This is a genomic window from Streptomyces apricus, assembly GCF_008369065.1.
GTDB lineage: Bacteria > Actinomycetota > Actinomycetes > Streptomycetales > Streptomycetaceae > Streptomyces > Streptomyces apricus.
Genome location: NZ_VDFC01000046.1, coordinates 324,051 through 334,743, shown reverse-complemented (window position 1 = coordinate 334,743; position 10,693 = coordinate 324,051). Strand labels below are relative to the sequence as shown.

At 73.9% G+C, this 10,693-nt stretch carries 11 protein-coding genes; 6 read left to right on the top strand and 5 right to left on the bottom strand.

What is annotated here, in order from left to right:
* Together FGF04_RS21575 and amaP are read left to right on the top strand one after the other, a co-directional pair.
* Nucleotides 1-583: DUF6286 domain-containing protein (locus FGF04_RS21575; RefSeq protein ID WP_149513758.1), on the top strand; the 583-nt coding region annotated here is incomplete at its 5' end.
* A 4-nt stretch (nucleotides 584-587) separates the two neighbouring features.
* Nucleotides 588-1,166, top strand: a complete 579-nt coding sequence (gene amaP / locus FGF04_RS21570; protein ID WP_149512952.1) for an alkaline shock response membrane anchor protein AmaP — start codon at nucleotides 588-590, stop codon at nucleotides 1,164-1,166.
* Between the two features lie 44 nt (nucleotides 1,167-1,210).
* On the opposite strand, the gene FGF04_RS21565 is transcribed toward amaP, so the two are convergent.
* The 5 genes from FGF04_RS21565 to FGF04_RS21545 form a co-directional block, all read right to left on the bottom strand.
* The gene (locus FGF04_RS21565; RefSeq protein WP_149512951.1) at nucleotides 1,211-1,966 is read right to left on the bottom strand and encodes an SDR family oxidoreductase; all 756 of its coding nucleotides are present in this window, start codon (nucleotides 1,964-1,966) and stop codon (nucleotides 1,211-1,213) included.
* 5 nt (nucleotides 1,967-1,971) lie between these two features.
* Nucleotides 1,972-3,828: a glycoside hydrolase family 15 protein gene (locus FGF04_RS21560; protein ID WP_149512950.1), complete on the bottom strand. Its 1,857-nt coding sequence runs from the start codon at nucleotides 3,826-3,828 to the stop codon at nucleotides 1,972-1,974.
* A gap of 183 nt (nucleotides 3,829-4,011) precedes the next feature.
* The gene (locus FGF04_RS21555; RefSeq protein ID WP_149512949.1) at nucleotides 4,012-4,803 is read right to left on the bottom strand and encodes an SURF1 family cytochrome oxidase biogenesis protein; all 792 of its coding nucleotides are present in this window, start codon (nucleotides 4,801-4,803) and stop codon (nucleotides 4,012-4,014) included.
* A gap of 50 nt (nucleotides 4,804-4,853) precedes the next feature.
* The gene (locus FGF04_RS21550; RefSeq protein WP_149512948.1) at nucleotides 4,854-5,087 is read right to left on the bottom strand and encodes a hypothetical protein; all 234 of its coding nucleotides are present in this window, start codon (nucleotides 5,085-5,087) and stop codon (nucleotides 4,854-4,856) included.
* Between the two features lie 97 nt (nucleotides 5,088-5,184).
* A complete protein-coding gene (locus FGF04_RS21545) occupies nucleotides 5,185-6,171 on the bottom strand; it encodes a DEDDh family exonuclease (RefSeq protein WP_149512947.1) in 987 nt (328 codons plus the stop codon).
* Nucleotides 6,172-6,346: 175 nt separating this feature from the next.
* Here FGF04_RS21545 and FGF04_RS21540 point away from each other — a divergent pair, with 175 nt between their 5' ends.
* The 4 genes from FGF04_RS21540 to FGF04_RS21525 are packed head-to-tail and all read left to right on the top strand — an operon-like array spanning nucleotide 6,347 to nucleotide 10,592.
* Nucleotides 6,347-7,159, top strand: a complete 813-nt coding sequence (locus FGF04_RS21540) for an acetoacetate decarboxylase family protein (protein ID WP_149512946.1) — start codon at nucleotides 6,347-6,349, stop codon at nucleotides 7,157-7,159.
* Nucleotides 7,159-8,043 (top strand): SDR family NAD(P)-dependent oxidoreductase, encoded by an 885-nt coding sequence (locus tag FGF04_RS21535; protein WP_149512945.1) that lies wholly within the window; start codon nucleotides 7,159-7,161, stop codon nucleotides 8,041-8,043. The genes FGF04_RS21540 and FGF04_RS21535 overlap by 1 nt, the downstream gene beginning before the upstream one ends.
* A 27-nt stretch (nucleotides 8,044-8,070) precedes the next feature.
* Entirely contained in the window at nucleotides 8,071-9,357 is a 1,287-nt protein-coding gene (locus FGF04_RS21530) for an amidohydrolase family protein (protein WP_149512944.1), read from the top strand.
* Between the two features lie 5 nt (nucleotides 9,358-9,362).
* Nucleotides 9,363-10,592, top strand: a complete 1,230-nt coding sequence (locus tag FGF04_RS21525) for an amidohydrolase family protein (RefSeq protein WP_149513757.1) — start codon at nucleotides 9,363-9,365, stop codon at nucleotides 10,590-10,592.
* Nucleotides 10,593-10,693 lie beyond the last annotated feature (101 nt).

The following is a 10,693-nucleotide window of genomic DNA, read 5'->3' as shown; positions in this document are numbered from 1 at the left end:
GTACACGCCCCCGCCGACCCTCGACGACACCGGGAGCGGCGGCAGCGGCCGCTTCTGGTCGGCCCGCCGCATCCCCGCCGCGGTCCTCGCGCTGCTGGTCCTCGCCGCCGCCGGCCTCCTGCTGTACGACGYCGTCGCCGTCCGCGCCGACCGGCCCGCCCTGCACGCGCGCAGGGTCCTCGCCCGCGAACTCGCCGAGCGGCCCCTCGACGACACCTGGGTGCTCGTGGGCGCGGGCGTCGCGGCGCTGCTCGGCCTGTGGCTGCTCGTCCTCGCGGCGACCCCGGGACTGCGCGGCGTCCTGCCGATGCGGCGCCCCCGCCCCGACGTACGGGCCGGACTCCAGCGGGACGCGGCCGCCCTGGTACTGCGCGACCGGGCCATGGAGGTGTCCGGCGTGCAGTCGGTCCGGGTCCGGGTGCGGCGCCGGAAGGCCGACGTCCGCGCGGTCTCGCACTTCCGTGAACTCGACGACGTACGCGCCGATCTGGAGACCACGCTCGCCGACGGCGTCGAGGGGCTCGGTCTCGTCCGGCGCCCCGCGCTGTCGGTGCGCGTCGCCCGGCCCGGCAGGAAGGGGTGATCCCGTGCTGAGGACCGTGAACCGGGTCCTGCTGGGCCTCGCCGGCCTGGTCCTGGTGGTGCTCGGCGGTTCCGTGCTCGCCGTCGGCCTGGGGGTGCGCCCGCCCGCCTGGTGGATCCACGACGGGCGGCACGACGTGCTGCTGAGCGACGCCGGCCGCACGCGGTGGCGGGACGCGGGCTGGTGGTGGCCGGCCGTCATCGCCGTACTCGCCCTGGCCGTGCTGCTCGCCCTGTGGTGGCTGGCGGCGGTGCTGCGCAGGCCCCGGCTCGCCGAGGTCCTCGTGGACACCGGCGACGGCGAGGGCGCGCTGCTGCGGGGGCGGGCCCTGGAGGACGTACTGACCGCCGAGGCGGGCGCGCTGCGGGGGGTGCGGGACGCGCGGGCGGTCCTCACCGGCCGCCGCAGGGCGCCCGGGGCCCGTGTGCGCCTGCGCCTGGAGCCGCACGCCGACCCCGCGGAGACCCTGACCGGTCTGACGGCGGAGTCCCTGACCCGGGCCAGGGACTCCGCGGGCCTGGAGACCCTCCCGACGGAAGTCCGCCTGAGAGCGGCCAAACACGCCGCGGAACGGGTCAACTGAGCCGGCCTCGACCGTCCCCTCGACCGCCCGGTGAGAGGGACCGTTCAGAACCCGCCGCGCGCCCCACCGTCCACCGGCACCATGATCCCCGTCAGGTACGACGCCGCGGGCGACAGCAGGAACGCGGCCGTGCGCCCGAACTCCTCCGGCGTCCCGTACCGCCGCAGCGGGATGCGCGCCTCGTTGGCCGCCCGCGCGGCGGCGGGGTCGGGCGCGTACCCGTCCAGCTCGCGCACCCGGTCCGTGTCGATCCGCGCCGGCAGCACCCCCACCACCCGGATCCCGCGCGGCCCCAGCTCGTCCGAGAGGGACTTGGCGAACCCGGCCAGGCCGGGACGCAGCCCGTTGGAGATGGTCAGCCCGCCGATCGGCTCGTGCACCGAACCGGAGAGCACGAAACCGATCACCCCGCCCTCGCCCAGCTCGGCGGCGGCCGCGCGCGCCAGCCGCACCGCGCCCAGGAAGACGGAGTCGAAGGCGGCCTGCCACTGCTCGTCCGTGGTGTCGGCGACGAACCCGGGCGGCGGCCCGCCGACGCTGATCAGGATGCCGTCGAAACGGCCGAAACGCTCCCGCGCCGCCGCGATCAGCCGCTGCGGCGCCGACGCGTCCGCGTTGTCCACGGCCACCCCGTGCGCGTCGGGTCCGAGCGACGCCGCGGCCTCGCCCACCGTCTTCTCGTCGCGCCCGGAGACGACGACCTTCGCGCCGTCGCCGACGAGTTCACGCGCCGAGGCGTACCCCAGGCCGCGCGAGGCTCCGGTGACGACGTAGACGCGGTCCTTCAGTCCAAGATCCATGGTCCTCATCCTGCCTCGTGAGCCGTCTCGTCCGCATCGGGCACCCCCGCCTTTCCGTCACCGTCGAACAGGGCGAGCGCGGTGCCGACCAGACCGATGTGGCTGAACGCCTGCGGGAAGTTGCCGAGCTGGTGCCCGGCCGCGGAGTCGTACTCCTCCGCCAGCAGCCCCACGTCGTTGCGGAGCGCGACGAGGCGTTCGAACAGGTCCAGGGCCTCCTTCGTACGGCCCGTCAGATGCAGTGCGTCCGCGAGCCAGAACGAGCACACGAGGAACGCCCCCTCGCCCCCCGGCAGCCCGTCGACGTCCTCCAGGCCCCTCTCGTGCGGAGCGGGCTCCCCGTGCGGATGCGCGGTGTACCGGTGCACGAACCCGTCGCGGACCAGTTCCGCCCGCACCGCGTCGACCGTGCCGACCACCCGCGGATCGTCCGGCGGCAGGAAGCCGATCCGGGGGATGAGCAGCAGCGCGGCGTCCAGCTCGTGGGAGCCGTAGGACTGCGTGAACGTGTTCCGCTCGGGGTCGAAGCCGCGCTCGCACACCTCGCGGTGCACCTCGTCGCGCATCGTGCGCCACTTCTCGATGTCGCCGTCGAGCTCGGGGTTCTCCTCCAGGGTGCGCACGGTGCGGTCGGCCGCCACCCATGCCATCACCTTCGAGTGCACGAAGTGGCGGCGCGGCCCGCGCACCTCCCACAGCCCCTCGTCCGGCTTGCGCCACGCCGAGTGCAGGAACTCCATCAGGGCCTGGTGCAGCCGCCACATGTCCGGTTCGGCCGGCAGCCCCGCGTGCTGGGCCAGCGTGAGCGAGTCGATCACCTCGCCGTACACGTCGAGCTGCAGCTGCTGCACGGCGTCGTTGCCGATCCGCACCGGCGCCGAACCGCGGAAGCCGGGCAGCCACGGCAGTTCGTACTCGGGGATCCGCCGTTCGCCCGCCAGGCCGTACATGATCTGCAGGTCCGCCGGATCGCCCGCGACCGCGCGCAGCAGCCAGTTGCGCCAGGCCTCCGCCTCCTCCTGGTAGCCGCAGGCGAGGAGCGCGCCCAGGGTCAGGGTGGAGTCGCGCAGCCAGCAGTAGCGGTAGTCCCAGTTGCGGACGCCGCCGATCTCCTCGGGCAGCGAGGTGGTGGGGGCCGCGACGATGCCGCCGCTCGGCGCGTACGTGAGGGCCTTGAGGGTGATCAGGGAGCGGACCACCGCGTCGCGGTGCGGTCCGTCGTAGCGGCAGCGCGCTGCCCAGGCCTGCCAGTCCTGGACGCTGTGCTCCAGCGCCTCGAACGGGTCGACCAGGTCGGGGCGCGGCTCGTGCGAGGGGTGCCAGGTCAGCACGAAGGCGACCTTCTCGCCCTCGGCGACCGTGAACTCCGCGTGCGTACCGAAGTCCTCACCCCAGGTGCGCACCTCGGGCTCGCTGCGCAGCCACACCGAGTCGGGGCCGGCCACGGCCACCCGGTGGCCGTCCGACCTGCGCACCCAGGGGACGACCGAGCCGTAGTCGAAGCGCAGCCGCAGGGTGCTGCGGACGGTCACCCGGCCCTTGAGGCCCTCGACGATCCGTACGACGTCGGGCGCGCAGTCGCGCTGCGGCATCAGGTCGGTGACGCGGACCGAGCCGTCCTCGGTGTCCCACTCGGTGTCGAGCACGAGCGTGTCGGTCCGGTACGCCCGGCGCGTGCAGGTGCTCGCGCCCGCCGGCGCCATCCGCCAGTGCCCGTTGTCCTCGTCGCCCAGCAGTTTCGCGAAGCAGGCCGCCGAGTCGAACCGGGGCAGGCAGAGCCAGTCGATCGAGCCGTCCCGCCCGATCAGGGCGGCGGTCTGGTGGTCGCCGATGAGCGCGTAGTCCTCGATGGAAGGGTGCACGTGTGCCGCCTTCCCGGGGGATCCCGCGATCAACCCCGGTGGGTTGACCTGCGGGCTCCCTGGGGCGGGCGCCCCTGGGGCGGGCTGGGGTGGGGTTTCGGGTGCGGGTCCGTTGTGGCTGGGCGCGCAGTTCCCCGCGCCCCTTGCAGGGCCCGCGCCCCTTCAGGGCGCAGTTTCCCGGGCTCAGACGGTGGCGGGCTCCGTCTTCGGGGTTGGCTCGGCCTCGGCCGCCTCCTGGCGGTCGCGGCGTTCTCGGCGGGCCAGGACCACGAAGCCCACGGGGACGCCCGCCGCGAACAGCCACCACTGGACGGCGTACGCCATGTGCGGGCCGATGCCGCTGTGGTCGGGCTCGGCGATCTGCTCGGGGCTGCCGCCCCGGGGCTCCGGCGCGGTCAGCGCGATGTAGCCGCCGAGGACCTCCTTGCCCAGGTCCTTCGCCCGCTGCTCGCTGTTTATCAGCATGACCATGCGGTCGGGGAGGCCGCGCACGTCCTTGATGCCGCTGTCGGCGCTCGTCTCGTCCGCCATCAGCCGGCCGGTGACGGTGATCTCGCCCTTCGGCGGCGCGGGGATCTTCGGGACCTCGGTCTGCGCACCGTCCGCGGGGATCCAGCCGCGGTTCACCAGCAGCACCCGGCCGTCCGTCAGGACGAACGGGGTCAGTACGTGGAAGCCGACCGCCTCGTCGGAGTTGGTGCGCCGCCGCACCACGACCTCGTCGGCGGTGTCGAAGCTGCCCTTCGCGGTCACCCGGCGGTACAGGTCGTCGTGGGCGACGGCCCGCCCCGGCGCGGTGAGCGACTCGGCGGGAACCGGCTTCGCGGCCAGCGACTCGGCGATCACGCGGTTCAGCGCGACCTTGTGCTCGTGCCGGTGCAGCTGCCAGAAGCCCAGCTCGATCATCGTCGGGATGAGCGCGAGCATGATGAGGGTGAGGATCACCCACTGCCGGGACAACAGGAAGCGGTACACCCCACGACGGTACAACCCGGACCGTGGGGCGCGTTCGGTCGGGTACCGGCTCACACCCTGTCGACGATCCCCACCTTGCCCTCCGCCCGGGCGCAGTGGGCCCCGCAGTACCAGTGCCCCTCGACCTCCACGCCCTGCCCGATGATCTGGACCCGGCAGTGCTCGCACACAGGTGCCATGCGGTGGATCGCGCAGGAGAAGCAGTCGAAGACGTGCACCGCGCCCTGCGCGTGCACCTCGAAGGTCATTCCGTAGCTGTTGCCGCATACCTCACAAGTCGCCATGCGCCACAGGGTGGGCCGTCACCGCGGTCCGGGCGAGCGGGCCGCGGGCGAGTCGCGCGGCAATCACCCGTCCGTACGGTCGCCGCCCCGCGGCCGCTCAGGCGGGTTCCACGTTCCCCAGGAGCTGGCCGAACGCCGCCTCGTCGACGACCGGGGTACCGAACTGGCGCGCCTTGACCACCTTGGACGTACCGGAGTCGGGGTCGTTCGTGACGAGCAGGCTGGTGAGCCGGGACAGGCTCGTGGCGACGTGCAGCCCGGCCTCCACGGCACGGTCCTCCAGGAGGTCGCGCTCGACCGAGGTGTCCCCGGAGAACGCGATGCGCATGCCCTGCTTGAGCTGCTTGCCCGGCTCGTACCGCCCGGGGTTCGGGTACGGGCAGGCGGGCCGCTTGCGCGAAGGGCGCCAGCTGCCGGAGGGATAGCCGCCCGCCGCCCGGCCGGCGCCCGGCCGTCCGGTGCGGGGCGCCGCCCGGTCCGTCCACTCCGTCAGCGGCAGGCATTCGAGCAGCGGCAGCCGCACCCCGTCGCGCGCGGCGGCCAGCAGGCTCGGCCGGAACGCCTCGGCGAGCACCCGCGCATCGTCCAGCGCGTGGTGGGCGCGCTGCTGCACGACCCCGAAGTGCGCCGCCAGCGACTCCAGCTTGTGGTTGGCCAGCGGCAGGCGCAGCTCCTTCGACAGCGCGATGGTGCACAGCCGTTGGCGCACCGGCGCCTCGCGCCCGGCGCGCGCGTACTCCCGGGCGATCATCGACCAGTCGAAGACCGCGTTGTGCGCGACGAGCACCCGGTCCTCCAGCCGGGCCGCGAACTCCTCGGCGATGTCCGCGAACAGGGGCGCCCCTTCGAGCACGTCGCTCGTCAGGCCGTGGATCCACACCGGGCCCGGGTCCCGCTCCGGGTTGACCAGCGTGTACCAGTGGTCCTCGACCTCGCCGCGCGCGTCCAGCCGGTAGACCGCGGCCGACACGATGCGGTCGTCGCGGGCCAGTCCGGTGGTCTCCACGTCGACGACCGCGTACCCCTGCGGGTACGAGGCCGGCCACGGGACGGCGGACGGTGCGGTCTGACGGTCTTCGAGCATGGTCACCGAGGATAAGGGGCGCGACTGACAGCCCCGCCCCCGGGAGGCCGGACCCGGCCCGATCCGGACGTTCGTCCCTGCACGGCTATGGACCATTGCCGCGCCCGGTGCGACGGTGCTCCGCGCCTGCGATGCACGCGGACACCGAGGACGGCGACGCGAAGGGTGGTACGGCATGGCACGCGTACGGTACGGGGCGCGGACCGGGGCGGAGGCCGCCGCCGCGCGCGCCGCGCACTCCCGGCTCCCCGCCGTCTGGTCCACCGGTGTGACGGCCCTCTGGGAGAGCGACCCGGACGCGGTCGCGGCGGTCCTGCCGCCTCCGCTCGAACCCACCGGACGCCCGCTCGTCCGGGTGAACATCAGCAAGGTCGACCTGCCCGGGTACCCGCTGGGCGCGGGCTCCTTCGCGGTCGCCGCGGCGCACGACGGGGTCGAGGGCTGGTACCCGCTCGTCATGCCGATGACCCATGAACGGGCGCTCACCGGCGGCCGGGAGGTCTTCGGCGAGCCCAAGAAGCTGGGCGAGGTGACGGTGGAGCGCGAGGGCCTGACGGTGCGCGCCGCGCTCGCCCGGCACGGCATCGCGTTCGTGGAGGTGCGCGGCGCGGTGAGCGGGCCGCTGCCCCTGCCGGAGCCGGCCCGCAGGACCGACTTCTACTTCAAGTTCCTGCCCGCGGTGGACGGCTCGGGCGCGGACGGCTCGGGCTTCGACGCCGGCCCCGTCCTCGTGCACTGCGTACGCGACGAGCGGGTGCGCGGACTGGAGCGGATCACCGGCGACGTCGTCCTGCGCGAGTCGGTGTACGACCCCGTCGCCGACCTCCCGGTCCGTGAGCTCGTCGGGATCACCCTCGGCGAGCGGACGACGGACCAGAAGGGCACCGTCGTCGCACGGGTCGACCCCGGGGAGCTGCTGCCGTACGCCCACCAGCGCTACGACGACCCGCACCAGCTCCTCGACGGGCCTCCCGAGGGGAGCGCCTGATGGACCTGGAGGCGGGGCAGGTCGCCGTCGTCACCGGAGCGGCGAGCGGGATCGGGCTCGCCATGGCGCGGCGGTTCGCGGCGGAGGGCCTGAAGGTCGTCCTCGCGGACGTCGAGGAGGGCGCCCTGGAGGCGGCCGCCACCGGGCTGCGCGAGGACGGCGCCGCGGTGCACGCGCGCGTGGTGGACGTCGGGGAGCGCGAGGAGGTGTTCGCGCTCGCCGAGGACGTGTACCGCACCTTCGGCGCCGTGCACGTCCTGTGCAACAACGCGGGGGTCGGCTCGGGCGCCGAGGGCCGCATGTGGGAGCACGACCCGAACGACTGGAAGTGGGCGTTCGCCGTCAACGTCTGGGGCGTCTTCCACGGCGTCCAGGCCTTCGTGCCGCGGATGCTGGCCGGCGGCGGGGCCGGCCACGTCGTCAACACCTCCTCCGGCGACGGCGGCATCGCGCCCCTGCCCACCGCGTCCGTCTACGCCGTCACCAAGGCGGCCGTCGTGACGCTGACGGAGTCCCTGTACGCGCACCTGAGGGCGGAGCACGCGCGCGTGGGGGCCTCCGTGCTCTTCCCCGGGCCCCACATGCTCCGTACGGGCCTGTGGGAGTCGCACCGCAACAGGCCCGCGCGGTACGCCAAGCAGCGGCCCCGCAGGACCCCGTACCGCAGTCTCGGCCAGTGGGAGGCCGCGATGCGCGAGGCGGGGCGCGAGGTGCGGTTCACGCCCGTCGAGGAGGTCGCCGGCCTCGTCGTGGACGGCATCCGCGCGGGCCGCTTCTGGCTGCTGCCGGAGAGCGAGCACAGCGACGCGCGGATCCGCGCGCGGGCGCGGTCGATGCTCGACCGCGCCGACCCGGCGTACCTGGAGAACTTCATTCTGGACTGACCGGACCGACCGGACCGAGGAGCCGTTGTGGACGCCACGACAGAGCCCTACCTGATCATCTCCTCCGACTGCCACGCCGGACCGCCCACCGAGGAGTACCGGCCCTATCTGGACGCCCGGTTCCACCGGGACTTCGACGAGTTCCTCGCCGGGCAGGACCGCCGCCGCGCGGAGATGACCCGGCTCGGCATCCGCAACGAGGCCTTCGCCGACCGGTGGTTCCACGACAACGAGGAGGGCCTGCGCGGCGGCTGGGACCCCGCACGGCGCCTCAAGGAGCTGGACGGCGACGGCGTGGCGGCCGAGGTGGTCTTCCCGGACGCCGACGCGGTGGACAGCCGCACGGCCGCGCCCTTCGGGGTCGGCCTCGGCCTCTCCGGCGACCACGACCCCGACCTCGGCATGGCGGGCGCGCAGGCCCACAACAGGTGGCTCGCCGAGTTCGTCGGCGAGCACCCGCAACGGCACCGGGGGGTCGCCCTGCTGCCCGTCACGGCGCCCACCGACCGGGTCGTCGCCGAGGTGTACCGGGCCAAGGAGTCGGGGCTCGGCGCCCTGATGATCCCCGCCATGTGGGTCGACAAGGAGCCCTACCACGACCGCCGTTACGACCCCGTGTGGGCCGCGGCCGCCGAGTGCGCGATGCCGGTGCTCACCCACTCCGGGGCGGCCCCGCGCCACGAGTACGGCGACCACCTCGGCATCTACGTGAGCGAGGTGACCTGGTGGCCCGCCCGGCCGCTGTGGTTCCTGCTCTGGTCGGGCGTCTTCGAGCGGCACCCCGGACTCAGGTTCGGCGTCGCGGAGTCCGGGTGCTGGTGGCTGCCGAACCTGCTGTGGTTCATGGACCGGCTCTACCTCGGCGCGCACGGCGGCAAGAAGCTCTCCCCCTTCGCCGGTCTGCGGCGCCCGCCGCACGAGTACCTCGACCGCCAGGTCTTCGTCTGCGCCACCAACACCAAACGGCGCGAGCTGGCCCAGCGCTACGAGATCGGCGTCGACAACATCCTCTGGGGCAGCGACTTCCCGCATCCCGAGGGCACCTGGCCCGACACGCGCGCGTGGCTGGCGCGGACCTTCCACGACATCCCGGTGGCGGAGACCCGCCGGATGCTGGGCCTCGCCGCCGCGGAGGTCTTCGGCTTCGACACCGGTCGACTGGCCCCGCTCGCCAAGCGGATCGGCCCGACCCCGGCCGACCTCGGCCAGAGCGGGGACCAGCGGGCCGTCGAGGCGTCCTGGGCGCGCTCGCGCGAGGTGGGCCGGCACTGGCTGACGGACCACGACTTCCCGGCCCTGGGGGTGAATCCGTGAGCCCCATGAGTACGGACCGCTACACCGTGATCTCGGCCGACTGTCACGCCGGAGCCGACCTGCTGGACTACCGGCCGTACCTGGAGAGGGCGTACCACGACGAGTTCGACGCCTGGGCGGCCGCGTACGTCAACCCGTACGAGGACCTGACGGCCGACACCGCCGACCGGAACTGGAACTCGGACCGCCGCCTCGCCGAGCTGGAGCGGGACGGGATCGTCGCGGAGGTGGTCTTCCCGAACACGATCCCGCCGTTCTTCCCGTCCGGCTCCCTGATGGCGCCGGCGCCGACGGCCGCGGAGTTCGAGCGCCGCTGGGCCGGCCTGCGCGCGCACAACCGCTGGCTGGCGGACTTCTGCGCGGCCGCGCCCGGCCGCCGCGCGGGCGTCTTCCAGATCCTCCTGAACGACGTCGACGAGGCGGTGAAGGAGGTCGGGCGGTCCGTCGCGGCGGGCCTCACGGGCGGCCTGCTGCTGCCCGGCACCCCGCCGGGCTCGGGACTGCCCGAGCTGTACTCGGCGCTCTACGACCCCCTCTGGGCGGTGTGCGAGGAGCTGGGCGTCCCCGTGAACCACCACGCGGGCTCGGCCTCGCCGCCGCTCGGCGAGGAGCCCGCGGCCCGGGCGGTCTTCATGGTGGAGACGACCTGGTTCTCGCACCGCGCGCTCTGGCACCTGGTCTTCGGCGGCGCCTTCCGCCGCCACCCCGGTCTGCGGCTGGTCCTCACCGAGCAGGGCTCGGGCTGGATCCCCGGGGTGCTCGACATGCTCGACTACTACCACGGCCGCCTGGTGGCCGCGGCGACGAAGGCGGTCACCGCGGAGTCCAGGTTCGGCGCGGGCCTCGCCGCCTCGATGGGCAAGGGCCCGTCCCAGGTGTGGCGCGACAACTGCTTCGTGGGAGCGAGCTTCATGCGCCCGCACGAGGTGCCGCTGCGCGACCGCATCGGCCTCGACAAGATCATGTGGGGCAGCGATTACCCGCACGACGAGGGCACCCACCCCTACAGCCGGGAGGGCCTGCGGATCGCGTACGCGGGACTGCCGCGCGCGGAGGTCGCGGCGATGACCGGCGGCAACGCGGCCCGCGTCTACGGCTTCGACCTGGACCTTCTGGACCCCATCGCGGCGAAGATCGGTCCGACCGTGGAGGAGATCGCCGAACCCCTGGCGGAGCCCCCGGCGGACGCGACGAGTCCGGTGTTCGCCCCGGGAGGGTCGGTGCGGGTCTGGTGAGGGGTCCGGCACGAACCGGAGGCTCCTTGTCCGGGGTCGCCAACAAACAAGCGCGTACCGCCGGTAATACTTGTGGGTAACAACGTCTAGCCGCGGTGGGC